Here is a 23,108-nt window from a genome sequence, read left to right on the forward strand (position 1 = left end):
GCATTGTTGTATTGGCACTCTGGTGTTGCAGCCTGCATTCAGAACACGACCACCGATCGGATCGATTTTCCTTCGTGCATCAGATCGAATCCCCTGTTGATCTCTTCCAGCTTGAGGACATGCGTAATCATCGGATCGATCTCGATCTTTCCGTTCATGTACCAGTCGACGATCTTGGGCACGTCGGTACGACCCCGCGCGCCGCCGAAGGCTGTGCCTTTCCAGACGCGACCTGTGACGAGCTGAAATGGCCGGGTCGCGATCTCTTTTCCTGATTCCGCGACGCCAATGACAACGGAAACACCCCAGCCGCGGTGGCAGGCTTCAAGCGCCTGGCGCATGACCGTGGTATTGCCGGTGCAGTCGAAGGTGTAATCGGCGCCGCCATCGGTCAGCCCCACCAGATGCTGAACAATGTCGCCATCGACCTTCTTCGGATTGACGAAATGGGTCATGCCGAAGCGGCGGCCCCATTCTTCCTTGTCGTCATTGATGTCGACGCCGACGATCTTGTCGGCCCCTACCATCCGTGCGCCCTGAATGACGTTGAGGCCGATGCCGCCAAGGCCGAATACGACGACATTGGAGCCCGGCGTGACCTTCGCCGTATTGACCACGGCACCGACACCCGTGGTGACGCCGCAGCCGATATAGCAGCTCTTGTCGAACGGCGCGTCGTCGCGGATCTTCGCCACCGCGATCTCCGGCAGCACCGTGAAGTTCGAAAAGGTCGAGCAGCCCATGTAGTGGTAGATCGGCTTGCCCTGATAGCTGAAGCGCGAGGTCCCGTCCGGCATCACGCCCTTGCCCTGGGTGGCGCGGATCGCGGTGCAGAGATTGGTCTTCTGGCTCAGGCAGCTTTTGCATTGCCGGCATTCCGGCGTGTAGAGCGGGATGACGTGATCCCCGGGCTTGACCGAGGTGACTCCGGGACCGACCTCACGCACGATACCCGCGCCCTCATGGCCGAGGATGGAAGGAAAGATGCCTTCGCTGTCGAAACCATCGAGCGTATAGGCATCGGTGTGGCAAATGCCGGTCGCCTTGATCTCGACCAGAACTTCGCCTGCCTTCGGCCCTTCGAGATCGACATCGACGATCTCAAGCGGCTTCTTTGCTTCGAAGGCGACTGCGGCGCGGGTCTTCATTCTCAACTCCCTCGGTCGTTTGATCTTGCGTCATCCGGTCCTGTGTGGTCCGAGCTCGCGTCATCCGGGATTGCAGGTCAGCGGCTTGCGATCCGCATCAGTGCGGTTTCCCCATGCAGGCGCTCTCGGCCTCCGTATAGGCTGCGGGTTTTTCCTCACGCTTGCCCGGGCGGACGCGGCCGACTGCATCATTGGCGCGCGCACGCAGATAGACGTAGAGATCGTCCATATAGCAGGCGACATTGGTATTATCGCCAAAGGCCGGCATGACGCTTTCCTGCGACGTGCTGACATTCTTGCGACCGCTGGCGACAACGCCGAGGAAATCGCCGTAGCTCATCGTTTTCAGCGAGTCCTTCAGCGCCGGCGCGTAGGTCGATCCCATCCCATCGGGGCCATGACAAACGTGGCATTCCGAGTGATAGCGCCGGTAACCCGAATATGTGTACCAGTCGATGGTGCCATCGGCGGCAACGTTGAAGGTCGGATTGCCCTCCTTGTCCAGATACTTGCCGTCCTCGGATTTGACGGCTTTCGGATCGCCGGCATTCTCGGCGAAGCTCGTATTCCCGGAGGCCACGACAACAATCGTGGCAATGACAGACCAGATGTGACGCAATAGCTTGTCCTCGACATGCGATTTCAGAAAAGACCGGCGCATGGACGAAGCCATGCGCCGGTGACTGATGCGTCAGTTCACTGTGGGAGTGCAAAGACCGTCAGCGCGCCGCCGAGTGCGGTATAGTTGGTCAGGGCTGCGTAACCACCGACGGCACCGAGACCGGCAGTCGGATCCGTCAGACCCGCTGCGAGACCGATGCCGGCCCAGCCGCCGACGCCTGACAGGACGGCGATATACTGCCGGCCATTGTTTTCGTAGGTGGTGACGTTGCCGATGATGCCGGACGGAGTCTTGAACTTGTAGAGTTCCTTACCCGTCTTGGCATCGACCGCCTTCAGGTAGCCTTCCAGCGTCCCGTAGAACACCACGCCACCGGCAGTGGCGAGCGCCCCCGCCCAGACCGAGAACTGTTCCTTGTTGGACCAGACGATCTTGCCGGTCTTGTTGTCCCAGGCAATGAAGTTGCCCATATGGGTTTCGCCCGGAGGTGGATACATCGACAGCGTCGCACCCACATAAGGCTGGCCGGCGGTGTAGTTCACCTTGAACGGCTCATAGTCCATGCAGACATGGTTGGTCGGCACATAGAACAGCTGGGTATCCGGCGAATAGGCTCCGGGTTGCTGATCCTTGGTGCCGAGTGCCGCCGGGCAGACGCCCTTGGTGTTGACGTCTTCACCTTGCTTCTCGGTGGAGTACTGATCGACCACTTTCGGACGGCCATAGGTCGGCGACGACTTGTTCATGTCGACACCGGTGGTCCAGTTCACCTTCGGATCGTATTTTTCGGCAACCAGCAATTCACCGGTGACACGGTCCATGGTGTAAGCGAGGCCGTTACGATCGAAATGCGTCAGCAGCTTGCGGTTTTGGCCGTTCATCTGCTGATCGCTGAGGATCATTTCGTTGACGCCGTCATAGTCCCATTCGTCATGCGGAGTCATCTGATAGACCCACTTGGCCATGCCTGTGTCGGCATCGCGCGCGAAGATGGTCATCGACCACTTGTTGTCGCCCGGCCGTTGCTTCGGATTCCAGGTGGAAGGATTGCCCGAGCCGTAATAGACGAGGTTCAGCTCCGGATCGTAGGAGGTCCAGCCCCAGGTGCAGCCGCCGCCGATCTTCCACTGATCGCCTTGCCACGTCTTGATGCTGGAGTCCTTGCCGACGGGCTTGCCGAGTGCGGTGGTCTTCTCCGGATCCACCATGATCTGGTCGTCCGGTCCTTCCGAGAAGGCGCGCCAAGCGAGCTTGCCGGTCTTCAGGTCATAGGCAGTCATGTGGCACTGAACGCCGAATTCGCCGCCCGAGATGCCGATCAGGACCTTATCCTTGACCACGAGCGGGGACGACGTGCCCGTTGCACCCTTGCCAGGGTCACCGTTCTTGACGGTCCAAACTTCCTTGCCGGTCTTGGCGTCGAGTGCGACCAGCGTGGTATCGGCCTGGTGCAGGAAGATCTTGCCGTCCGCATAGGCAACGCCGCGATTGACGGTGTCGCAGCACATCACCGGAATGACGTTCGGATCCTGCTTCGGTTCATACTTCCAGACGATCTTGTTGTCCTGCGACAGGTCCATTGCGTAGACCTTGTTCGGGAACGGCGTATGCACATACATCATGTTGCCGATGATCAGCGGACCGCCTTCGTGGCCGCGCAGAACACCGGTAGAGAAGGTCCAGGCCACCTGCAGCTTGCCGACATTAGCCGCCGTGATCTGGTTCAGCTTCGAATAGCGCGTATTGGCGTAGTCGCCCGCTGGCATGACCCAGTCTTTCGGGTTCTGCGCCATCTTTGTCAGTTCATCATTGGCGATGGCAACACTCGCGGCAGAGGCCGCCATTGTGCCAAGACAGGTCGCAAGCAGCACCTTTCGCATCGTGATGTCCTCCCAGACATAATGCCGGGTCTCGTCAAGCGGCCCAGCTTCATTTTGGTATCTATGAGTAGCAAGATCCGCTGCTGCGTACTTGCCCAAGAGCGAAGCAGGCTTGCTCGACAGAGAACCCGTGCAAGATAATTTTCTCGTACATTGACGAAAAACCTGAACGGTATCTGGAAAGCCCGCGCCTTTCGCACTGCACACGGATCGCCGCACTGCGACCTAAGGGTGATGTTTCACTTGACGGGGCTGGTATCGAGTCAGAGGATCGACAAGGAGAAGTGAGTTACTCTGACCACAATTCACGAGCTGCGGGCTGCGCCGTTACATATTGTTTCGCACATTTTTCCATATGTGCTTCGTTCGATATGTGCTTCGTTCTGTAAGTATAGTTCCGTCTCGTGACGAATTGTTACGTGATGACCTTTCATCGGTGAATTGTTCATGTCCGATACGCTTAGTTCTCTCAGCACATCCGGATTGACGCCGACAAGGCAGATCCAGGTTTGGTCAGATGCCCTGACCGATCTGTGCGGGCGTTTTGACATCGATCCGCTGGAAGCATCAACATTCGATGCGCTGATCAGCTGCACATCGGTTTCGCGGCTGAAATTGTGTCACATCGAGGCGAGCCAGCACCGAATCGGCCACGCGGCCCCGCGAATTCGGCAAAGCGATCATCCCTACGTGAAGATCGTGTTCCAAACTTATGGCGTTTCGCATTTCGAACAGGACAGTCGCCGGATCGATATCGGGCCCGGCGATTGCCTCGTCTATGATGTGTCGTGCCCGCATACCATCGTCAGCCCGGCCTTTACACGCCATGACGTCGTGATCGTGCCCAAGGAGTTGCTGCATGAGCGCGGCCTCGGTGCGGGAAATCTGGCCGCCTGCAAACTGTCGGCGCGCGCCGGCACCGGGCGCATCGCGCACGAATTTGTACAGGCCGCTTTCCACGAAGCGACCAGACTATCGCCAAACAGTGCCATCGGTGTTGCCGATTCACTGATTGATCTGTTGCTGTTGCCGCTGCGGGAAGTCGACATGACGCTCGATCGCGTCGGGCCGGAAGCCATGTATGTCCGTGCGCAGGGTTTCATTCGGGAACACTTGCGGGACCCCGAGCTCAGCATCGATCAGATTTCGTCTGCACTGCACTGCACCAAACGTTATCTGCATATGCTGTTCAGCGACCGCGGAATAACCGTCAGCGACTATATCTGGCAGGCGCGGCTGCAGAATTGCCGGCAGGAGCTGGAAGCGCAGAACGGAAAGACGATCACGGACGTCGCATTTTCCTGGGGCTTCTCAAGTTCCTCGCACTTCAGTCGCGTGTTCCGGAAATATTTTGGCGTGGCTCCATCCGCGATACACAAAGCGCATCACGGCCATCAGCGCCCTGCTCTCACCGAGGAAGTGTAGTTAAACTTCGGTTGCCTGCACATTTTGCGCCGCAACCTGAGGAGTTAAGTTGAAAGACGTCGCCTCACTGCTTATCGTGCGGCGGCGCAATCATCGCGCAAACTCTGAGGAGACCAAGATGAGCTGGAAGACTCCGAAGATCGTGGAAGTGCAGGTCGGCATGGAAATCAACATGTACGCCTGCGCGGCCCGTAAGTGACAGATTGATCGTCTTGATCGATCTCTCCCGGCTCGCAGACTGCGGTTTGTGAGCCGGGCAGAGGCCGCTGAACCCGCGTTGCGGCTGTCAGGCGTCCTTCGTGTCGAAGATCAGAAGATCTACGCCGCCATCCGCAAAATTCGCGAGATCGCCTGCTGCAGCCTGCCCTTCCGGCGAGGCGAGGCCAAGCTTGAGCGCCGCAACCGTTTCGAAATCCAGCGCCGCGACCAGATGAATATCGCTGTCTCCCGTCGGCGTTGTGACGCCCCCTGTGCTGACACCATAGTGCTTCAGCCCCGGAATCTTCTTCGCCAGCGGGATATGTACGGATTGATAGTATTTGTCGAAGGCTGCGGGCTTCTTCGGTGTTTTGTAGAGGACCAGAAGTCTCGCCATGGATTTATCCTTCCCTGACTATTGGCACTAACGGCGCGCCGCATGCGTATAGCAACCGATCCTGGTGCGATGTTCAAGTCAATCGCAGGGCGTCTTCGCGGCAGGGCCAATTTCGGCTAGGCTCGCGCGGTGCGTTATCTCTCTATATATACGTCTCTCTTCGATGACAGGATTGGATGCAGGTGCAGCGCGGCGTCAGGACAGTCTACGCGGCGATTCTTGCATTCAGCACGCTGGCCGTGCCACGCGCTCAGGCCGGTGACATCGATACCGAGCATATTTTCGGCTTCATGATCGGCAGTGATGTCGGCCGGGTGGGCGAGCGGGAATTCCAGAGCGAGACGACCGGGCGATTCGGCAAATCCGGCGGTCGCTATCGCGCGGGCGAGCAGGAATTCGAACTGGAGTTCGTTCCCGCCAAGGACATTCGCATCGAGATCGGCAGCAGTTTCTCGGCCCATCGGATCACTGGCGTTCCCGGATTCGCCGATCAGCGCACGCTTGCCTGGCAGGGGGCATCGCTGGATTTTCGCTACAGATTTCTTGATCGCGAGACGGCCCCCGTCGGCATGACGCTCGCGATCGACACGCAGTTCAACGGGATCGACGAAACGAGCGCAGCGCGGGTCAGGAGCTACGGCACTGGGCTCACGCTGGCCTTCGATCGCGAGATCGTCCCTGACGTTGCTGTTGCGGCACTCAATCTGATCTATCAGCCGGAATGGACGCGCTATGTCGATACCGGAACGCGGGAACGCGAGGCGAGCATCGGAGCGGCGCTCGGCGTCATGATGCAGGTGCGCCCCGGCATCCTTCTCGGCGGCGAAGCACGCTATATGCGCCGATATGAAGGAATCGGTCTTGGCGAACTGTCCGGTCAGGCGCTGTTCGTCGGGCCAACCGCCTATGTCCAGCTTTCGGACCGATCACGGCTGACTGCAAGCTGGAGCACGCAAGTGTGGGGCCGCTCCGAGGTGCCGGGATCGTCGCTGGATCTGGTCAATTTCGAACGTCACCAGGCCCGGCTGGTTTACGGGATCAATTTTTAGCCTGGAAATCGCCGAAACTTCGCGCTGACGGGCGCGTATTTCAGATGTTATCGTCCGGTGAACGATCTGGGATGCCGACATGAATATGATCAATCTGGTCCTGACAGTCTGCGCGGTGATGTCGCCAAACACCTGCGAAGAGCGGAACCTGTCGTTCACGGCGGACTTCTCGCTGCATCAATGCGCGATGGCGGCGCCGCCCTACATCGCCCAGTGGATCGGCGAACATCCGAAATGGACCGCGGTGAAGTGGCGCTGCGAATATCCGCATAGCCACGACAAGGCATGATCGCTACTTGTTGCAGTCCTGCAGGTCCTTGTCCGCAATCGAGAATACCGCATCGGCCTTGATCTCGATATTCCTGACCAGACATTGGCGCGCCTCGGAATAGCTGACCTTGGCGTCGTAACTGCCGGGCTCTATCCCCGTGATGCGCAGCCGCTCGTCGTGATCGACTTCCTTATCCTTGTCCGCCAATGTCAGATTGGCGCTCCATTGCTGCTTTCCAGCTGGGGATAGCTGGAACCCGGTAATGGTTGATGTCGTCAGGTTCCAGAGCCGAATGCCCTTGCCGGCTTTGCCCTGAGCATGAGCTTGGCTTGCCATGAGCAACAATATGACAGCCATCGATAGAGATGCGCGTGACATGTCCCCTCCATATCTGTTCGGCTTATTGAGCCGTTTCGTTTTCTTAGTATAGTTTGCCGGTCGTCTTCGCCAGCTTTGCGAGGCTCTCGTGGGACCCGATCGAATGACAGGATATCTCGTCGCGTTTGCGGCCGTTGCCGTTTTGTCGGGGTCGGCAAGGGCGGCGGAGATCAATGACTATCCGACCTCCGCGCGCGCCGAATATGTCTTCGGCTGCATGAAGGCGAATGGTGAGACCCGGCAGTCGATCGAGCAATGTTCGTGCTCGATCGATGTCGTGGCATCTCTGGTGCCCTATACCCGCTACATCACGGCGGAAACGGCGCTGAGCATGTCACAGGTGCGCGGCAATCTGAGCGCCCAGTTCCGGACCTCGGAGCAGGCCACCAGCGCCATCAATGACGTCCGACGCGCCCAGGCCGAGGCTGAAGTGCGCTGCTTCTAGCGCTATGGTCCGCATGCTGCGCTACGTTACATGCCGGAGCCATTGACCTTCCACTCATGCCTGAACTGATGCCCGTCGGTGTCTTTGGCCTCGGCGCGGAACGTCTTTGCGCCATTTGAGACGTAAGTGAATCGAATATTCGGGTCTTCGGAGATCGAGATGCCACCCTCCACCGACAGGACCGGGCTGCTGTCCTGCCAAAGCTGGAGCCGGTCGACATAGAGGGCCGGAATATAGAGTTGCGTGACCTGATCCATCTGCAGGCCCGAATTATTGGGGTGGCCGATCATGACCTGCGCCTCGCGCGTACCGCTTTTTTCCTCGTTTTGCGCTCCGGCAAACTCCCTGTAGCGCATCTGGCCCAACCGGCCCTTGGCCTCTTCGGCATTCTTCGCCGCAGGTGCAGAGCAGCCACCGGATGCCTTCACATAGGTTTGCACCACATGGAGTTTGCCGTCACTGGTCTCAGCGACGGCGTGGACGTTGGTGTAATTGTTGATTCGGACACGGGTGGAAATCTCCGAGACATTGGCGTCGGCCCCGAGCTTGAATTTCGCTGCCATGGGCGCCGGGTTCTGGTCGATCACCAGCGTGATCGTCACCACCCGCGAGCGTGCGTCCGACGTCGGCTTGAGGCGCAACGTCACCGGCACGATCGCGGCATCCTCCGCGCGCGTCGGCATCTCGAGTGCAATCAGGTTGCTGCCGTCTTCCATCGGTCGGCTGTCGAAAATATCCTGCACCAGCCCCGGCCATGGATCGTAAGGCTCCGGACCAGCCGCGGACACAGAATGCGCACTGAGTAAGGCGCTCAGCAGGATGGCGGCACAGACGCTGCGGATTGCAAATTCCGGCATGGTACGGCCCTCGCAAGAGAAGAAGCGACGCGCTTCATACTACCCCAACCGGCAGTCATTCCCATTCAAATTGTGAGTATGCTGCAGTTGCGTTGCGGACGTTATAATCATCAAAAAGCTCCCATTTGCCGCGTTCGGCTTCTGCCGCGTGTTTCGTAGCTTCCGCGATCGGCTTGCCGTCGATGACGTCCTTGCGGATACCGGACGCGAGTGTTTCGAGATACCGGCGTTCAGCGGCGAGGGCTTGCGGCCAAATGCTCACTGGACCATGGCCGGGAACGACGCGTTCGGCCGGCAGCGCCGCGAGATCGTCCAGCAGCTTGAGCCACGCCTGGATGCTGCCATCGAGCACCGGAATATGGCGGAGAAAGACCAGATCTCCAGCGAACAACGTCTTCGTCGCCGCGTCGAATACCGTGACATCACTATCGCTATGGGCGGTGGGCCAGGCTTTCACGACAAGTGTGCGCCCGCCGAGATCGAGGACGAGTTCTCCATCGACGAGTCGGGTTGGCGGTACGATACGGACGTCATCGATCAGTGCATCACCCATGCTGCGCCTGAAGGCGCCGAGATAATACTGTCCGCGTGCAGCCAGTGCCTGCGGCAGCCTGATATGGCCGACGAACTCGGTTCCGTCAGCGACGAAGGCGGCGTTGCCGAACATATGGTCGGGATGACCATGGGTATTGATGACGTAGCGAATGGGCTTGTCTGTGCGCGCGCGGATAGAAGCCAGCAATTGTCGCCCCTCCCGCACGCTGCCCCCGGTGTCGATCACGGCAACAGCCTGCTCGCCGATCACGACGCCGATATTGGCGATGGCGCCGTCATTGTCCGACGACATCAAGGCAATGCGTCCCTGATGCATGAAAACACCCGGTGCGATTTCACTGATCGCCAAAGTCTGCTGTTGTGCGCGAGCAGATGCGAGCATTGCCAGGATGATGAGCGCTACATGCATCGCAAGGCGAGATGTCATTTGCATCTCCATATCACCCCGGGGGAAGCAGCGATCCTGCAATCACCCGGAAAGTGCGGCGCAACATCGGAAGCGCCCCATTGCATCTTGCACGCTTAAAACGAGAGGCCTAGGTTTTTGTCGTGTCACCCATCAAATGTGAACGGCAGGTAGCGCATGCACCACAGAACGGAACGATCCGGAACACGTCGCGCGCTACTGACGTCGCTCTTTGCGAGTGCGCTGTTGCTTGAGGGCATATGCACCGCGCTTGGCCAGACTGCTGCGACCGACGATCTCTCGATCGAACTGGTCGATCCGCAGGTCCTGCGTGTTTGCGCCGATCCGCGTAACATGCCGTTCTCGAATGAGAAGGGCGAGGGTTTGGAGAACAAGCTCGCCGAGCTGTTCGCAGCCAAACTGAACAAGAAGCTCGATTACGTCTATTTCCCGCAGGCGACGGGTTTCGTTCGCATGACTCTCGGCGCGCATCGTTGCGATGTCATCATGGGCTTCCCGCAGGGCGACGACCTCGTCCAGGGCACCAATCCATATTACCGGACGGCCTATGCGCTGGTGTCGAAGACCGGCGCCGGTCTCGATGGTGTCACGACGCTGGATGACGCCAGGTTGAAGAGCAAGCATATCGGCATCGTGGCGGGGACGCCGCCGGCCACCAATATGGCGGTCAACGGGCTGATGGTGAATGCGAAGCCCTATCCGTTGGTGATCGATACCCGCATCGATTCATCGGCACTAGCCATGATCAAGGACCTCACAGCTGGCGATATCGACGCTGCGATCCTGTGGGGGCCTATGGCGGGCTTCTACGCCAAGAACGCCAATCCTCCGCTTCATGTCACGCCGCTGGTCAAGGAAACCACCGGGCCGCGCCTCGTCTATCGCATCGGCATGGGCGTGCGCTCCGCGGATCAGAACTGGAAGCGGCAACTCAACCGGCTGATTCAGGAAAACCAGCCGGCCATCAACAAGGTCCTGCTCGATTTCGGCGTTCCCATTCTCGATGAGAACAATCGTCCGATCGGGCCGGAGGCGGCAGCCAAGTCGCCGTGACCATGCGTTACGCCATCCTTCTCGCGATGGCACTGGTGATGGTCACGTCGGCCCGGGCCCAGGATATCGTCCCCGAGCCCGATGACTATCGCACCGACAATTATCGCACGCCGGTGCCGGCAACGCTGAAAGGCGGACGCGTCATCACGACGAAAGACGCGGAGGCGATCTGGCGCGACAAACGTGGCACTTTCATTGATGTCATGCCGCGTCCGCCGAAGCCGGCCAATCTACCGCCCAAAACAGTCTGGCGCGACAAGCCGCGGCACAACATTCCGGGCAGCTTGTGGCTGCCCGACACCGGCTACGGCAGACTGGCCGCCGAGACCGAGGCCTATCTGCAGGATGGTCTCGCGCGCGCATCGGCCGGCAACCGTGCTGCGCTTCTGGTGATCTACTGTCAGGCCGATTGCTGGATGTCGTGGAATGCCGCAAAGCGCGCGGTGTCCTATGGCTACAGCAATATCGTCTGGTATCCGGAAGGCACCGACGGTTGGGAGCTGGAGGATCTACCGCTGGCGGATGCGCAGCCTGAACCACGGTCGCAGGCGAATTAGGCCGTGCTTGGAACCATCTTCCGCGCCATAGTAAAGAACTCCCCTTGGCTGGGATAAGACATCATGCATTGGGCGCTCAGGCTTTTCGGTTTCGTCGTCGGTGTTTTGGCCTTGGCGATATTGGGGCTTGGCGGTTGGATCGTCATCGCCCATCAAGACGAATTACAGCTCGCCTCCGCTGCTGCGGCGAAGACCATCTGCTCGAACGTATTCATGGCCAAGCGTGAAGCGGATGCGATCTTGCGTACCGACCTGCTGGCCCTCGGACATCCGATCTTCCGCCTCGTGAAAATCGACGTCAGCGCCGTCGACCACAGCGTCGACGCCAGTCTTTTCGGTCTTTTCGCCAAACGTCACGCCCAGTATGTCGAGGGACGGGGCTGCACCAACGTCTTGAATGGCACGTCTTGGAATCATCCTGCCGCGCTGCGACCCTCACCTACGACAGACGCCGACACGCTCTGGCCGACCGGCGAAAAAGTGCAGTTATCCGACAACGCACGTTTGCAGGCGGCGGTGAACAATCCGGTTTTGCAAGGTCCGGGCATGCGAGCGATCGTTGTCGTGCACGACGGGCGCATCGTCGCCGAAACCTATGGCCAGGGTTTCACCCCTTCAACGCCCTTGCTGGGTTGGTCGATGACCAAGAGCGTCACGGCGGCCCTGGTCGGGCTGGCCATCAAGGACGGCAAACTTTCGCTCGATAAGAAACATCTGTTTCCGCAATGGGCGGGGGACGCCCGCTCGGACATCTCGGTCGCCGATCTGATGGCCATGTCTGGCGGACTGGAATGGAACGAAGATCAGGGGCGTCACACCGACCCGGGACGCATGGAGTATCTCGTGCGGGATGCGGCGGCTTTCGCGCGGGATCGAAGGCTCGTCGCCTCACCGGGAACGACATTTCACTATTCGTCCGGCGAGTCCGTTCTGCTGACGCGACTATGGCAGAACGCGATTGGCGAGGGGGCTCTGTCTTATCCGCGCGAGCGACTGTTCAACCCTTTGGGCATGAATAGCGCTGTTATCGAAGCCGACGAGGCCGACACGTTTCTCGGCGAAGGCTTCCTCTACGCCAACGCGCACGATTGGGCGCGCTTCGGCGAGTTTTTGCGATTGGGCGGGGATTGGAACGGCCAACAGCTTTTGCCGGCGGGCTTTGTCGACTATATGCGCTCACCTTTCCCAGCGTCCGATCAGGGCCAAGGCCCCGTCTATGGTCGTGGACAGCTTTGGTTGGCGCGTGGCCAAGGATTCGATCTCCCCGCCGACACGTTTATGTTGCAAGGTCACCTCCGTCAGGTGATCGCGATCATTCCCTCGCGCAAATTGGTGATCTTGCGTATGGGATTGACGCGTGAAGATATTGGCTTCAGCAACGCGAAGCTGCTGCGCACCATCGTCGCCGCAGGCTTTTGAAGCTTGCTGGATAAATGACGAGGCCGGACAGTCGAGCCGCGCCCCGTCATTTACGCGGGGAACGCGACGCTGCTTGTTGAGCAGCATCGGCTTTATCGTAGCGCATTCAAAATCGGCGAGTTCAAACGCCCAACGCCTCGACTAGAAAATCGATGAACAGGCGCGCTCGTAGCGGAAGTTGCCGTCCGAACGCGTGGAGAACATGGATCGGCGTGGTGAACATGGGTATCTCTGGCAGCACGATATTCAATCGTCCGGCCGCAAGGTCATCCTCGATCGCCAGGCGCATGAATTGCGTGATACCGACCCCCTTTAGGACTGCCTCGATCAAGGATTGAGCGTCGTCGCTATCGAAGGGGCCAGCCGGAACGATCCGCGTGCCATCGGCAAAAGTAAACGGTTGCGGCCGGCCGGCAAGCAAATGGCCAAGACAAGCATGCTGTTTGAGATCATCGATAGACCGGGGGATTCCCCGGCGCTGGAGATAGTCTGGCGATGCGCCCAGGACATATTGCAGGACACCCAACGACCGACGGATCAAGTTCGTGTCTTCCAATTCTCCGATTCTCACCGCGAGATCGAAACCTTCGCGAATCAGATCAACGCGGCGGTCTGTGACGCTGAGGTCGAGCTTGATGTCTGGGTAGCGTTCGAGGAACGAGCCAGACCAGGCAGAAATTAGCGGACGCCCAAATGTAGTCGGCACGGAGACCCGAAGCACGCCACGTACGTTGCCCGGAATCTGCACGATGTCCTCGGCTTCCTCTATAGCGCGCAGATGGGGAGCCACGTGCTCGTAGTACGCGGCGCCTTCGGACGTCGGGCTGAGCGTGCGCGTCGACCGCTGCAGAAGGCGGACACCGAGACGTTGTTCCAGGCGCGCGACGCTTTTCGATACCGCTGAAGGGCTGGCGCCGATCAACCTTGCGGCGCCGGCGAAAGACCCGGCATCAACCGTCCGCACAAAGGCGAGCAGGCCCGCCGTCTTTTCCAAAATCGTCGCCATTCAGGACATTTGATCTCGAAAGAACCGAACGACTTCTATCTATTCGGCCATCTATGAACGAATAGTCTAGCCATCGCAATGAGCGATCTCGCAGATACAAGGCGAGATCCGCTGTCATTGTTCAGATCCCTGGACGCCATGGTCTAGGTCTTCAAATGCCTTTCATCGCTCCCCCGTAGAGTAGACGGCCAGCAAATCGTCAGAGTTAGAATCCCACTTCTCACTTCGTAAAAAAAGGGAACGCAATATGCCTGCGCAAGCCAAACCAACCATCGTTTTCTGCCATGGAATCTGGGCCGATGGCTCATGCTTCAGTAAGGTCATTCCTGCATTGCAGGCGGACGGACACGAAGTCATCGCGGTTCAATATGGCCTGGACTCCTTCGAAGAGGACCTGGCGACGGTGAAGCGCACGCTCAACCGTGTCGGCAGCCCGGTCCTCCTCGTCGGTCATTCTTATGGTGGAGCGACCATCACCGCCTCGGGCACCGATGAGCGCGTAGTCGGCCTCGTCTACATCGCAGCTGTCGCCCCTGACGCCGGCGAGACCGTGCAGGACCAGCTTGACAAGTACCCGTCAGATATTTTCTCTCGCGTCGAGGTCGCGGACGGGCGCGCTTGGATGCTTCCGAATGGCACCGAGTTCTTCGCTGGAGATCTTTCCGAGAAAGACCAGAAACTCGTGTGGGCGACGCATTATGCGCCCGTCTACGATCTGTTCCGCCAACAGAAGCTCAGCGCAGACGACATCGCGTGGAGATCGAAGCCGAGCTGGTACATTCTGGCCACGCAAGACCGTACAGTACACCCTGACCTGCAGCGCTGGGTCTCGAAGCGCATGGGAGCGACCGTCACCGAAGTGGCGAGCAGTCACGTGCCGATGCTCTCTCAGCCCGACATCATTATCGAGGTGATCCGCAAGGCCGCGGCCGCCGTTCAAAAAAGCTAATCGCGCTAGGCCATTGCCGGGACGTAAGAGAGACAGTCGGCAACGGCGGTCTCTCCTTCTCGTTTATGTAGCTGGTGCGCGACGACCGCCTATGGCGCGAAGGCGAAGTCGTTGGATAGCCGGCTTTCCGCCAGTGTTGGGTGCCAAGCGGACATCAAGCGAGCCTACTCCAAGCAGCCGATTTTATAGGTCCACGCCCTGGCACGCGATATCATTCCATCTCCTGCTGGATGGTGCGGCTGAGCGCGAACAGCCGCTGGTCGATCAGCGTCGGCACCTCGCAGACGAAGGTGACGACGCGGCGCCGGTCGTCGAAGATGCGGGCTTCCCATAGCAGCTTGTTGTTGAGTTCGTCGATCTTCGCCTGATCGGGTGGCGACGCGCTCTGCAATGTCTGCAGCGTGGCTGTGTCGGCGCGGACCCGGTCGGCCGCTTCGCGCTGTTTACGCGTGACGCGTTCGAGACCGGCCAGCACCGTCGCGCGCTGCGCGTTCAGGCTGTCGAACAGCCCGGCGAAAATCAGTTTGCCTGACCTGGCCTTGTCCGGCGATCGCGACAGAAAGTCCGTGACCGCCTTCTGGGCTTCCTCAACAGGTACGCGCCGTGTCGCCAGACGTTCGACAAGCGCGCTGACATCCACGTCGTCTTTCCAGGCGCTGGCGACATCATCGATCGACGGTCCGGCCCAGACGGCAGCCAGCGAGATTTCCGGTACCTTGGCCTGAACGCACGGCCAGTCGGGATAACGCGGATCCGCGGCCTGCGCAGTGCCCGACCAGATCAACAAGAGTGCTGTGATGATGCCGATCGCTCTGTTCATGTCTCGCCCCCGGCTGGTGCCCGGCGGGCAAGGCCGCGGCCGGGATCGTAAGCAATGATTGCACCGATCATGAATACGGCGGTACAGCCCGCGACAACGGCAAGGGAGACCCAGTTGACCTTGTCATAGAGCGCGAAGCGGATCAGTTCGACCGCATGGGTGAAGGGATTGAACAGGCAGAGATAATAGAGCATCGGGCTGCCCTCTTGCACGCGCCACAAAGGATAGAGCGCGGACGACGCAAAGAACATCGGGAAGATCACGAAGTTCATGACCCCCGCAAAATTCTCCAGTTGCTTGATGCGCGACGATATCAGCATGCCCAGCGATCCCAGCATCAATCCGGACAGGATCAGTGCCGGTAGAACAGTGAGATAGCCAATGAGCGGCGGAGCGATGTCCCAGAACCACGCGATCAGGAGAAACGCATAAACCTGCAGCAGGGAGACCACTGTCCCGGCCAGCAATTTGCAGACCAGCAGGAACCAGCGAGGCAGCGGGCTGACCAGAAGCGTCCGCATGTTCCCCATCTCGCGGTCATAGACCATCGACAACGAGGACTGCATGCCATTGAACAACTGGATCATCGCGATAAGGCCGGGCGCGATATAGACCTCATAGAGAATATAGGTCTCGTAAGGCGGGATGATCGAAATACCCAGCACCTGCCGAAAGCCGGCGGCGAAAATGAACAGCCAGACCAGCGGACGCACCAGCGCCGAAACGAAACGCTCGCGCTGATGCAGGAAGCGCAATGCCTCGCGCCACAGAATGCCGTTGAGGCAGGTGACATAATTGCCGAAACCCAGCTTGCGACGCTCATGCGCGACGAATATCGTACTCACGATGACCTCCCGCGCCGGTCGGCCGCCTCGGTCATGCTCCGGAAAGCCATGTCGAAATTGGCAGCGCCGGTTTCGCCCAGGATCTGCGTTACGGAACCGCGTGCGAGCACATGACCGTGATGCAACACGACGAGATCGTCGCTGGCGGCGATCTCGTCAAACAGATGTGTTGCCCACAGCACGCCGATGCCTTGTTCCGCGACCAGCATCCGGACATGCGCAAGAATATCGGCGCGCGCCTGCACGTCGAGGCCAACGGTCGCTTCATCCAGCAACAGCAGCCGCGGCCGGTGCAGCAGTGCGCGGGCAATCTCGAGACGTCGCATCTGTCCGCCGGAGAGATCGCGCACCCGGCTGTTCACCCGGTCGGCAAGACCAATGCGCGCAATCACCTCGTCGCCGCGCAAGCGGGCCTCGCGCCGCGCGATACCCTGCAGCGCGGCATGATAGAGCAGGTTCTGCATGACAGACAGATCGAGATCGAGCGTACGCGGCTGAAACACCACACCAAGCAGCCGCAAGGCATCGCTCGGCGTATCGCTGATGTCGTGGCCGAATACGCTGATCCGTCCAGTTTGAATGCCGAACAGCCGGGTGATCAGCGCAATCAGCGTACTCTTGCCCGCGCCATTGAGGCCGAGCAGAGCCGTGAAACTCGCCGGCGCGACGCTGAAGGAGACATCCGACAGCGCCTGCCGACGACCATAGCAATGACCGATGCCTGCGACCGACAGAGCGGGCGTGACCGCCGGCGCGTCAATTGGCTCCGGCGCGTCGTGCGCGAGCTGTTCAGGGCGCGATGTGTCGATGGTGGTCATGGCCGTGCCATGGCGACGCCCCAGGGCAATTCGCCGACCTGAATGGTCTTGATGACTTTCTGCGCCGCGACGTCGATGACCGAGACATCGTTGGAGACGCCATTGGTGACCAGCAGATATTTCTCATCGGGGGTAAACGCCATGTGCCAGACCCGCTGCCCCACCAGCAGATACTTGATCACTTTGTGGGTCGCCGCATCGACGATGGCGATCCGGTTGGCGGGGCCGAGCGCGATGAAGGCGATTTTGGCATCCCGGGTCATGCCGATGCCGACCGGCTGAATGGCTTCGCGCCGCAGACCGGGAATGTTGAACTCGATCTTGCCGGTCACGACCCGCTTGGCGGGATCGATCACGGATACGGTGCCGCCGATCTCGGACGACACCCACAGCTCCGAGCCGTCGCGTTTGAATTCGGCAAAGCGCGGGCGCGCGTCGACCAGGACATTGGCCACGATCTCGCGTGTCGTCGTGTCGATGAAATGCGCCATGTTGGTGGTTTCAGACGTGTTGATCAGGATCTTGCCATCGGGGCTGATCGCCATGCCTTCGGGCTCGACACCGACCTGCACGTCGCCCATGCGCACGCGTTTTTCGAGATCGATCACGGTCACCGTGTTGTCATTCTCGTTGGCGACATAGAGAACCTTGCCTGCGGCATCCTGGGTGAAAAGCTCAGGATCAGGACCGGACGGCAGCGAGTCGACCACCTTCTGGCTGGCGACGTCGATGATCTGGATGGTGTCGTCGTCGCCGACCGCGACAAGTACCGATTTGCCATCGCGCGTCAGTTCGATGCCGCGCGGACGCTGACCGACCTTGATAGTCGCTGTGACGGTCCAGCTATCGGTGTCGATCACCGAGACCGTGTTGCTCTTCTCATTCGACACATAAGCGAGAAAGGCCGATGCAGGCACTGCCGTTGCAAGCCATGTCGCCGCTCCACACAGCCAGACACGGCACAGCATCTTCGATCTGTTCATCATCATTGCAGCCTGCATTTGCTTTCCGGACGATCTATACCGAGCGTGTCGAGCTCCGAGACCTGATGCAGGAAGCCTTCCTGCGGCGAGACCGAGATCACCATGCGCCCGTCGACCAGCAGGATCGGCTGGCGTAGCTGCAGGTTCCAGTCGCGGATCGTGAGCCGCTGCCCCTTGAAGCCGGCGATGGAGAAATCGGGCGACTTCAGAAACGCCAGAATGGCCTTGCCGTCGCCCGAATTCGTGCGGGACGCGGCTTCGCCGATCATGCGGGTCGCAAGCCAGGCCTGCATGTCGCGCGCTGTCATGCGGCGCGCGTTCAGTTTGGTGAAGCGGTTCTGGATCTGCACGGCGCCCCATTGATCCTGTGCGGCATGCCAACTGGTCGGCACCAGGCCCGCCGATCCCGCGACCGGCCGCGGATCCCATGTGCGATACGGCAAATAGGAGGCGAAGACTTCGCTCTCGTCGGCGGCGATCATGACGTCATAGGCCGGTGCCTGTTGTGTGAAGACCGGGATCTGGCGCTGAATCAACGTGACGCCGCTATCGGTGCGCCGCGCGCCGCCAGTGTCCTCGAAGACGCGTTCCTGCACGATCTTTGCGCCGAACCGCGCGGCGGCACGGCGATAGGCGTCGGCTTCAAGTCGATCGTCGTCATGCGAGCCGATCACGAGCAGCCAGCGTTTCCACTGCTTCCACACCAGATACTGCGCCAGCGCATCCGCCAGCATCGATCGCGTCGGCGCGATATGGATCACATTGGCACGGCAATCCGCCTCGCGCAGCCGATCGTCGGCGGCACCCACATTGAACAGGATGCCACCGCGGTCACGCACCGCGTCGGCCGCCTGCAGCAATGCATCGGGCGGCAGGTCGGCAATGATGAAGGTATTACGGCCAGCGAGATCGCGTGCGGCTCCGGCGACATCGTCACCGTCCTTCACACGGACCTCGTCCAGCCCGAACTGCTGCTTCAGGAACTTGCCCGTGGTGTTGTTGTCCTCGATGGCGAGCCGCGCGCCGGCGATGCCATCGTTCTCGGACGGTAATTCGACCAGCGAAAGAGTTGCCTTGATGCCGGTCTGACCGAGATAACCGATGCTGATCGTCAGCGGTTCGGCCGCCAGCGCAGACGACGTCACGGCGCATAGACTGATCGCGCCGATCAACCACCGTATCATGTTCCCTCCGGCTACTCCTTCCCGGCTTGGCGCTGGTAAAGGGTCTCGTGCTTGAAACATGAACCAATTATCGTAGCTTGCAACCTCGGATTCTGCCGACGCGTTGCATTTTAATGATGCGAGGTCCGCGATGAGAGCCCTATCGATCACCGTGCTGTTACTGATGATGACGGCAACAGCTCACGCCGCAGCGCCTAAAGTGGCAGTATTCAGTTTCGAATGGCTGGATACAAGCCTCGAAGGCGAGGTGAAGGGACGCCGCAGCGACGAGCAGGCAAGACTGCTCCATGCTGCCGACCAGCTTCGCGAGGAGATGAAGCAGTCCGGCCGTTTCGAGCTGCTGGACATGTCATCCCTCAATGTTGCGGCGCAAGGCCGGAACTTGCAGGCATGCGGCGGCTGTGACGTACAACTCGCGCAGCAGATCGGTGCCGACCTCGTCATTACGGGGCTCGTACAGAAGGTCTCGAACCTCATCCTCAATATGAACATCACCCTGCGAAATGTTCACACCGGGCGATTGGTCGCCACAATGAGCGCCGACCTGCGCGGCAACACCGATGAAAGCTGGTCGCGCGCGACGAGCTATCTGGTGCGCAACCGCCTGCTCGCTCCGAATTACGGCGCCCCGCAGCCGCAGTAACGCGAGCCCCAGCTCACCCCTTGAGCCGCGCCGCGTGCCAGCGCAGATGATCGGCCATGAAGGTCGAGATGAAATAGTAGCTGTGGTCGTAGCCGGGCTGATGGCGCAGCGTCAGCGGAATGCCTGCCTTTTTACAAGCACTTTGCAGCAGTTCAGGCCGCAATTGTTCGGCCAGAAAATTGTCGGCGTCGCCCTGATCGACCAGCAATTCGGGGAATCGCGCGCCGTCCTCGATCAGGGCAACCGCATCGTGCTTTCGCCACGCCGCTTTGTCGTCGCCGAGATAGCCGCGCAGCGCCTTGATCCCCCACGGCACCTGCGACGGCGCCACGATCGGCGCGAAAGCGCTGGCCGCGCGGTAGCGATCAGGATGACGCAGCGCAATGGTCAGCGCGCCATGCCCGCCCATGGAATGGCCGAGAATCGACTGACGACTGCTATCGATGGGGAATTGATCGGCCACGAGGCCCGGCAGCTCCTCGGTCACATAACTCCACATGCGATAGTTGCGCGCATACGGCTCCTGGGTGGCATCGACGTAAAAGCCGGCGCCCAGCCCGAAGTCATAGGCATTGTCGGGGTCTCCGGGAACATCGGCACCGCGCGGGCTGGTGTCCGGCGCAATGAAGATCAGCCCCAGTTCGGCGCATGCAGCGCGAAACTCGCCCTTTTCGGTGACATTGGCGTGGGTGCAGGTGAGGCCCGAGAGATACCAGACCACGGGCAGCCTGGCGCCGTCCTGATGCGGCGGCACATAGACCGAGAATGTCATGTCAGTTCCGGTCGCGCGACTGGCGTGTTTGTAGACACCCTGTGTGCCGCCATATGATCGATTGAGCGAAACTGTCTGCATGGTCATGACTTTACAGGTTGGGTGCGGCAGCGATGCGACATCGCCGAAACAGGTGATGTCTGGTCAGGGACGTCCGGTCAGGCGATGCCACGCTCGATGGCGAAGCGCACCAGTTCGACCGAGCTGCGGACGCCGAGCTTTTGCCGCATGAGTGACGACGTATTGGCGACCGTCTTGTAGGAGGCGTGAACCATCCATGCAATCTCGGCGAGGCTCTTGCCGGCACCGAGCAGTCGCAGGATCTCCATCTCGCGCGAATTCAGCTTCGACAGCGGGCTCTGCGTCAGCGCAGGTCCGGCAAAGGCTAGGCTTCGCGCCATCGCAGGCGGAAGATACACGCCGCCGCGCGCGACCTCATAGACGGCCTCCAGCAGATCGTGTGGGTCGCCGGTCTTGGAGACATAGCCCTTGGCGCCGCTCTCGATCGCGCGGGCTGCGAAGATCGGGTCGTCATTCATGCTGAACATGATGATGCGCATCGTGTCGTCGCGCAGCAGAATGCGCCGCGCCAGTTCATATCCGGACACTGTTGGCAGATTGATGTCGATAATGCAGATGTCGGGGTCGCCGGTGAGGAAAACCTGCTCCCCACTGGCGGCATCGGAGGCTTCCAGCAGTTCGATCTCCGGATCGTCCGCAAACACCGCGCGGCAGCCCGATGTGACGATGGGGTGATCATCGACGATCAGAACGCGCATGGGTTAACCCCGTAAACTCTGTCGGCCAGAAACTCTGTCAGCAAGTCTCGGCCTGCTCCTCGATTGCTGCGCTGCATCAGCCGCGCGCCTTTGGAGTGACATGATTGACAATCGAAGGTCGCCTCGATCCGATATGATCGCCGTCGAATTTCGCTGTCAAGTTCATAGTCGCGGCATGCAGGCGAGATGCGAGTGAAAGCATGGTCATGTGGCAGAATCTTTCGCTGCGCGCGCGGATCAATCTTCTGGTGGCGGTCGTGCTCGCTCTTGGCCTGGTCGCCAATGTCGTGCGGCTCGCGCTGGAAGCTGGCCCACGCGTCCAGGCCGAGGACCAGAGCGTTATCCGGCTGACACGTGAAGTCATCGAAAGTATCGGAACTGGCCTGAACGAAGCGCAGGATCCGAATGCGCGGCTCGATAAAATTGTCGCCGATCTCAATCGATTGCGACATGTCAGTATTGTCAGGCAAGGCGATGGGAACACGCCGCCCCCGAAGAGTGACGGTCAGGATCGGAGCGAGGGTGCAGGCTCTCCGCCATCGTGGTTCGTATCCTTGATTCACCCGGAGCGGATATCGGAGTCGGTGTCGGTGATGGTTGGCGAGAAGCGGCAGACGCTGCTGATCACCTCGCATCCCGATGACGAGATGCGGGAGATATGGGACGGCATCGTCACCCAGCTGACACTCAGCCTGATCGTTGCAATGGTGCTGTTCGTCGTGACTAGCCTGGTCGTCCGGCGGGCGCTGGCGCCGCTCGATGCATTGTCGCAGGCCATGGTCGATATCGAAGCGGGGAACTATCAGGCGCGCGTCGCCCCCGCGGGAGCGCCGGAACTCGCCGCACTCTGCATCCGGCTCAATCATCTCGCTGCCACATTGGGCGATGTGCTCGAGGACCGGCGGCGTCTGGCCCAACGGGCCGTCTCGCTGCAGGATATCGAGCGCAAGGATATCGCACGCGAACTGCATGATGAGTTCGGGCCGTATCTGTTCGCCCTGCGCGCCCATGCGGGCGCAGTGATGCGTCTCGCCGATCACGATCCCTCGGGCACAGGTGCCTTGTCGAGGCACGGCACTGCCATTCTGGCGCAGGTCGATGTCTTGCAGCAGTTCAATCGCCGCATTCTCGAGCGATTGCGACCGGTCGGGCTGACAGATCTCGGTTTGTCCGAGGCTATTACGGTCTTGCTGCGTCTCTGGCGCGAATCCCATCCGGAGGTCATGATCGAGAGCTTGGTATCGCCGACGCTTGCTCGCCTTGGTGAGGTCGCCGAGCTGACCGCCTATCGTGTCGTTCAGGAGGCACTCACCAATGTGTTCCGCCACGCGCAAGCCTCCGCCGTGAGCGTGATCATCGAACCGGTGATGGGGGCAGCGGCGAAGCCTGATTGTGACAACGTGCTGGTCCGCGTGCGCGACAATGGCCGCGGCCTCGATCCTGATCGCAATGGCGGCTTTGGTCTGGTCGGCATGAGAGAGCGGGTCTGGGCCCTGGGCGGGACGCTCACGGTCAGATCTGATGTGGACGGTGTGACTGTCGAGGCTATCATTCCCGTGACGGAGCCGCTGCCAAATGCGCCTGTAACGCGCGATCGGGAATTTGTCCCGACTTTATCGGGAAAATAA

26 protein-coding genes are annotated in these 23,108 nt (G+C 60.1%); 11 read left to right on the top strand and 15 right to left on the bottom strand.

Annotated features, from left to right (window positions below):
• Positions 1 to 38: 38 nt before the first annotated feature.
• The 3 genes from AB7828_RS16005 to xoxF5 all read right to left on the bottom strand — a co-directional run bounded on the left by AB7828_RS16005 (position 39) and on the right by xoxF5 (position 3,650).
• On the bottom strand, positions 39 to 1,148 hold the full coding sequence (locus AB7828_RS16005) for an S-(hydroxymethyl)glutathione dehydrogenase/class III alcohol dehydrogenase (protein ID WP_068734594.1): 1,110 nt from the start codon (positions 1,146 to 1,148) through the stop codon (positions 39 to 41).
• A gap of 97 nt (positions 1,149 to 1,245) precedes the next feature.
• Positions 1,246 to 1,737 carry a c-type cytochrome, methanol metabolism-related gene (locus AB7828_RS16010; RefSeq protein WP_244628663.1) on the bottom strand — a complete coding sequence of 164 codons (492 nt, stop codon included), beginning with the start codon at positions 1,735 to 1,737 and terminating at the stop codon, positions 1,246 to 1,248.
• A 107-nt stretch (positions 1,738 to 1,844) separates the two neighbouring features.
• Positions 1,845 to 3,650 (bottom strand): lanthanide-dependent methanol dehydrogenase XoxF5, encoded by a 1,806-nt coding sequence (xoxF5, locus tag AB7828_RS16015; RefSeq protein ID WP_441230583.1) that lies wholly within the window; start codon positions 3,648 to 3,650, stop codon positions 1,845 to 1,847.
• 447 nt (positions 3,651 to 4,097) lie between these two features.
• Here xoxF5 and AB7828_RS16020 point away from each other — a divergent pair, with 447 nt between their 5' ends.
• Together AB7828_RS16020 and pqqA are read left to right on the top strand one after the other, a co-directional pair.
• On the top strand, positions 4,098 to 5,075 hold the full coding sequence (locus AB7828_RS16020; protein ID WP_170849575.1) for a helix-turn-helix domain-containing protein: 978 nt from the start codon (positions 4,098 to 4,100) through the stop codon (positions 5,073 to 5,075).
• A gap of 118 nt (positions 5,076 to 5,193) precedes the next feature.
• Positions 5,194 to 5,274 (top strand): pyrroloquinoline quinone precursor peptide PqqA, encoded by an 81-nt coding sequence (pqqA, locus tag AB7828_RS16025; protein WP_081421972.1) that lies wholly within the window; start codon positions 5,194 to 5,196, stop codon positions 5,272 to 5,274.
• A gap of 87 nt (positions 5,275 to 5,361) precedes the next feature.
• Here pqqA and AB7828_RS16030 read toward each other — a convergent pair whose 3' ends face one another.
• Positions 5,362 to 5,670, bottom strand: a complete 309-nt coding sequence (locus AB7828_RS16030) for an EthD family reductase (protein WP_441230584.1) — start codon at positions 5,668 to 5,670, stop codon at positions 5,362 to 5,364.
• 176 nt (positions 5,671 to 5,846) lie between these two features.
• Between AB7828_RS16030 and AB7828_RS16035 the strand changes: the two genes are divergently transcribed.
• Together AB7828_RS16035 and AB7828_RS16040 are read left to right on the top strand one after the other, a co-directional pair.
• A complete protein-coding gene (locus AB7828_RS16035; RefSeq protein ID WP_441230585.1) occupies positions 5,847 to 6,719 on the top strand; it encodes a hypothetical protein in 873 nt (290 codons plus the stop codon).
• 79 nt (positions 6,720 to 6,798) lie between these two features.
• The gene (locus AB7828_RS16040) at positions 6,799 to 7,008 is read left to right on the top strand and encodes a hypothetical protein (protein ID WP_068734580.1); all 210 of its coding nucleotides are present in this window, start codon (positions 6,799 to 6,801) and stop codon (positions 7,006 to 7,008) included.
• 3 nt (positions 7,009 to 7,011) lie between these two features.
• On the opposite strand, the gene AB7828_RS16045 is transcribed toward AB7828_RS16040, so the two are convergent.
• Positions 7,012 to 7,368, bottom strand: coding sequence for a hypothetical protein (locus tag AB7828_RS16045; protein ID WP_231079391.1), 357 nt, complete (start codon positions 7,366 to 7,368; stop codon positions 7,012 to 7,014).
• A gap of 103 nt (positions 7,369 to 7,471) precedes the next feature.
• Here AB7828_RS16045 and AB7828_RS16050 point away from each other — a divergent pair, with 103 nt between their 5' ends.
• Positions 7,472 to 7,813, top strand: coding sequence for a hypothetical protein (locus AB7828_RS16050; protein ID WP_441230586.1), 342 nt, complete (start codon positions 7,472 to 7,474; stop codon positions 7,811 to 7,813).
• A gap of 26 nt (positions 7,814 to 7,839) precedes the next feature.
• Here AB7828_RS16050 and AB7828_RS16055 read toward each other — a convergent pair whose 3' ends face one another.
• Both AB7828_RS16055 and AB7828_RS16060 read right to left on the bottom strand, forming a co-directional pair.
• The gene (locus AB7828_RS16055; RefSeq protein ID WP_441230587.1) at positions 7,840 to 8,670 is read right to left on the bottom strand and encodes a quinoprotein dehydrogenase-associated SoxYZ-like carrier; all 831 of its coding nucleotides are present in this window, start codon (positions 8,668 to 8,670) and stop codon (positions 7,840 to 7,842) included.
• Positions 8,671 to 8,725: 55 nt separating this feature from the next.
• The gene (locus tag AB7828_RS16060) at positions 8,726 to 9,652 is read right to left on the bottom strand and encodes a quinoprotein relay system zinc metallohydrolase 2 (protein ID WP_441230588.1); all 927 of its coding nucleotides are present in this window, start codon (positions 9,650 to 9,652) and stop codon (positions 8,726 to 8,728) included.
• A gap of 156 nt (positions 9,653 to 9,808) precedes the next feature.
• On the opposite strand from AB7828_RS16060, the gene AB7828_RS16065 reads away from it, so the two are divergent.
• From AB7828_RS16065 to AB7828_RS16075, 3 genes are all read left to right on the top strand, one after another.
• On the top strand, positions 9,809 to 10,705 hold the full coding sequence (locus AB7828_RS16065) for a substrate-binding domain-containing protein (RefSeq protein WP_441230589.1): 897 nt from the start codon (positions 9,809 to 9,811) through the stop codon (positions 10,703 to 10,705).
• Positions 10,706 to 10,707: 2 nt separating this feature from the next.
• The gene (locus tag AB7828_RS16070; protein ID WP_441232252.1) at positions 10,708 to 11,262 is read left to right on the top strand and encodes a PQQ-dependent catabolism-associated CXXCW motif protein; all 555 of its coding nucleotides are present in this window, start codon (positions 10,708 to 10,710) and stop codon (positions 11,260 to 11,262) included.
• 63 nt (positions 11,263 to 11,325) lie between these two features.
• Positions 11,326 to 12,681: a serine hydrolase domain-containing protein gene (locus AB7828_RS16075; RefSeq protein ID WP_120287032.1), complete on the top strand. Its 1,356-nt coding sequence runs from the start codon at positions 11,326 to 11,328 to the stop codon at positions 12,679 to 12,681.
• A 121-nt stretch (positions 12,682 to 12,802) separates the two neighbouring features.
• Here the strand turns inward: AB7828_RS16075 and AB7828_RS16080 are convergent, their stop codons facing one another.
• Positions 12,803 to 13,687, bottom strand: coding sequence for a LysR family transcriptional regulator (locus AB7828_RS16080; RefSeq protein ID WP_120287033.1), 885 nt, complete (start codon positions 13,685 to 13,687; stop codon positions 12,803 to 12,805).
• A 247-nt stretch (positions 13,688 to 13,934) separates the two neighbouring features.
• Here AB7828_RS16080 and AB7828_RS16085 point away from each other — a divergent pair, with 247 nt between their 5' ends.
• Positions 13,935 to 14,636 carry an alpha/beta fold hydrolase gene (locus AB7828_RS16085; protein WP_441230590.1) on the top strand — a complete coding sequence of 234 codons (702 nt, stop codon included), beginning with the start codon at positions 13,935 to 13,937 and terminating at the stop codon, positions 14,634 to 14,636.
• 211 nt (positions 14,637 to 14,847) lie between these two features.
• Here the strand turns inward: AB7828_RS16085 and AB7828_RS16090 are convergent, their stop codons facing one another.
• The 5 genes from AB7828_RS16090 to AB7828_RS16110 are packed head-to-tail and all read right to left on the bottom strand — an operon-like array spanning position 14,848 to position 19,286.
• Entirely contained in the window at positions 14,848 to 15,456 is a 609-nt protein-coding gene (locus AB7828_RS16090; RefSeq protein WP_184511900.1) for a hypothetical protein, read from the bottom strand.
• Entirely contained in the window at positions 15,453 to 16,301 is an 849-nt protein-coding gene (locus AB7828_RS16095) for an ABC transporter permease (RefSeq protein WP_441230591.1), read from the bottom strand. Before AB7828_RS16095 ends, AB7828_RS16090 begins: the two co-directional genes overlap by 4 nt.
• The gene (locus tag AB7828_RS16100; RefSeq protein WP_441230592.1) at positions 16,298 to 17,119 is read right to left on the bottom strand and encodes an ATP-binding cassette domain-containing protein; all 822 of its coding nucleotides are present in this window, start codon (positions 17,117 to 17,119) and stop codon (positions 16,298 to 16,300) included. Before AB7828_RS16100 ends, AB7828_RS16095 begins: the two co-directional genes overlap by 4 nt.
• On the bottom strand, positions 17,116 to 18,105 hold the full coding sequence (locus AB7828_RS16105) for a YVTN family beta-propeller repeat protein (RefSeq protein WP_441232253.1): 990 nt from the start codon (positions 18,103 to 18,105) through the stop codon (positions 17,116 to 17,118). The genes AB7828_RS16100 and AB7828_RS16105 overlap by 4 nt, the downstream gene beginning before the upstream one ends.
• Positions 18,105 to 19,286, bottom strand: a complete 1,182-nt coding sequence (locus tag AB7828_RS16110; protein ID WP_441230593.1) for an ABC transporter substrate-binding protein — start codon at positions 19,284 to 19,286, stop codon at positions 18,105 to 18,107. The genes AB7828_RS16105 and AB7828_RS16110 overlap by 1 nt, the downstream gene beginning before the upstream one ends.
• Before the next feature lie 163 nt (positions 19,287 to 19,449).
• On the opposite strand from AB7828_RS16110, the gene AB7828_RS16115 reads away from it, so the two are divergent.
• The gene (locus tag AB7828_RS16115; RefSeq protein WP_441232254.1) at positions 19,450 to 19,929 is read left to right on the top strand and encodes a DUF3280 domain-containing protein; all 480 of its coding nucleotides are present in this window, start codon (positions 19,450 to 19,452) and stop codon (positions 19,927 to 19,929) included.
• 13 nt (positions 19,930 to 19,942) lie between these two features.
• Here the strand turns inward: AB7828_RS16115 and fghA are convergent, their stop codons facing one another.
• Positions 19,943 to 20,788 (bottom strand): S-formylglutathione hydrolase, encoded by an 846-nt coding sequence (gene fghA / locus AB7828_RS16120; protein WP_441230594.1) that lies wholly within the window; start codon positions 20,786 to 20,788, stop codon positions 19,943 to 19,945.
• 71 nt (positions 20,789 to 20,859) lie between these two features.
• Entirely contained in the window at positions 20,860 to 21,480 is a 621-nt protein-coding gene (locus AB7828_RS16125; protein WP_068734560.1) for a response regulator transcription factor, read from the bottom strand.
• Between the two features lie 206 nt (positions 21,481 to 21,686).
• On the opposite strand from AB7828_RS16125, the gene AB7828_RS16130 reads away from it, so the two are divergent.
• Complete coding sequence (locus AB7828_RS16130; protein WP_441230595.1) at positions 21,687 to 23,108, top strand: ATP-binding protein; 1,422 nt, start codon at positions 21,687 to 21,689, stop codon at positions 23,106 to 23,108.

The sequence above is a fragment of the Tardiphaga sp. 215_C5_N2_1 genome (assembly GCF_052076055.1).
Classification (GTDB): domain Bacteria; phylum Pseudomonadota; class Alphaproteobacteria; order Rhizobiales; family Xanthobacteraceae; genus Tardiphaga; species Tardiphaga robiniae.

What these genes read in the sequence shown, in the direction of transcription:
- AB7828_RS16005 (WP_068734594.1), bottom strand. Translation starts at nt 1,148, where the DNA reads ATGAAGACCCGCGCCGCAGTCGCCTTCGAAGCAAAGAAGCCGCTTGAG.
- AB7828_RS16035 (WP_441230585.1), top strand. Translation starts at nt 5,847, where the DNA reads ATGCAGGTGCAGCGCGGCGTCAGGACAGTCTACGCGGCGATTCTTGCA.
- AB7828_RS16020 (WP_170849575.1), top strand. Translation starts at nt 4,098, where the DNA reads ATGTCCGATACGCTTAGTTCTCTCAGCACATCCGGATTGACGCCGACA.
- AB7828_RS16115 (WP_441232254.1), top strand. Translation starts at nt 19,450, where the DNA reads ATGATGACGGCAACAGCTCACGCCGCAGCGCCTAAAGTGGCAGTATTC.
- AB7828_RS16110 (WP_441230593.1), bottom strand. Translation starts at nt 19,286, where the DNA reads ATGATACGGTGGTTGATCGGCGCGATCAGTCTATGCGCCGTGACGTCG.
- AB7828_RS16075 (WP_120287032.1), top strand. Translation starts at nt 11,326, where the DNA reads ATGCATTGGGCGCTCAGGCTTTTCGGTTTCGTCGTCGGTGTTTTGGCC.
- AB7828_RS16085 (WP_441230590.1), top strand. Translation starts at nt 13,935, where the DNA reads ATGCCTGCGCAAGCCAAACCAACCATCGTTTTCTGCCATGGAATCTGG.
- AB7828_RS16090 (WP_184511900.1), bottom strand. Translation starts at nt 15,456, where the DNA reads ATGAACAGAGCGATCGGCATCATCACAGCACTCTTGTTGATCTGGTCG.
- AB7828_RS16070 (WP_441232252.1), top strand. Translation starts at nt 10,708, where the DNA reads ATGCGTTACGCCATCCTTCTCGCGATGGCACTGGTGATGGTCACGTCG.
- AB7828_RS16050 (WP_441230586.1), top strand. Translation starts at nt 7,472, where the DNA reads ATGACAGGATATCTCGTCGCGTTTGCGGCCGTTGCCGTTTTGTCGGGG.
- AB7828_RS16065 (WP_441230589.1), top strand. Translation starts at nt 9,809, where the DNA reads ATGCACCACAGAACGGAACGATCCGGAACACGTCGCGCGCTACTGACG.
- AB7828_RS16045 (WP_231079391.1), bottom strand. Translation starts at nt 7,368, where the DNA reads ATGTCACGCGCATCTCTATCGATGGCTGTCATATTGTTGCTCATGGCA.
- AB7828_RS16040 (WP_068734580.1), top strand. Translation starts at nt 6,799, where the DNA reads ATGAATATGATCAATCTGGTCCTGACAGTCTGCGCGGTGATGTCGCCA.
- AB7828_RS16125 (WP_068734560.1), bottom strand. Translation starts at nt 21,480, where the DNA reads ATGCGCGTTCTGATCGTCGATGATCACCCCATCGTCACATCGGGCTGC.
- fghA (WP_441230594.1), bottom strand. Translation starts at nt 20,788, where the DNA reads ATGACCATGCAGACAGTTTCGCTCAATCGATCATATGGCGGCACACAG.
- AB7828_RS16105 (WP_441232253.1), bottom strand. Translation starts at nt 18,105, where the DNA reads ATGATGAACAGATCGAAGATGCTGTGCCGTGTCTGGCTGTGTGGAGCG.
- AB7828_RS16130 (WP_441230595.1), top strand. Translation starts at nt 21,687, where the DNA reads ATGTGGCAGAATCTTTCGCTGCGCGCGCGGATCAATCTTCTGGTGGCG.
- AB7828_RS16100 (WP_441230592.1), bottom strand. Translation starts at nt 17,119, where the DNA reads ATGACCACCATCGACACATCGCGCCCTGAACAGCTCGCGCACGACGCG.
- xoxF5 (WP_441230583.1), bottom strand. Translation starts at nt 3,650, where the DNA reads ATGCGAAAGGTGCTGCTTGCGACCTGTCTTGGCACAATGGCGGCCTCT.
- AB7828_RS16060 (WP_441230588.1), bottom strand. Translation starts at nt 9,652, where the DNA reads ATGACATCTCGCCTTGCGATGCATGTAGCGCTCATCATCCTGGCAATG.
- AB7828_RS16055 (WP_441230587.1), bottom strand. Translation starts at nt 8,670, where the DNA reads ATGCCGGAATTTGCAATCCGCAGCGTCTGTGCCGCCATCCTGCTGAGC.
- AB7828_RS16080 (WP_120287033.1), bottom strand. Translation starts at nt 13,687, where the DNA reads ATGGCGACGATTTTGGAAAAGACGGCGGGCCTGCTCGCCTTTGTGCGG.
- AB7828_RS16030 (WP_441230584.1), bottom strand. Translation starts at nt 5,670, where the DNA reads ATGGCGAGACTTCTGGTCCTCTACAAAACACCGAAGAAGCCCGCAGCC.
- pqqA (WP_081421972.1), top strand. Translation starts at nt 5,194, where the DNA reads ATGAGCTGGAAGACTCCGAAGATCGTGGAAGTGCAGGTCGGCATGGAA.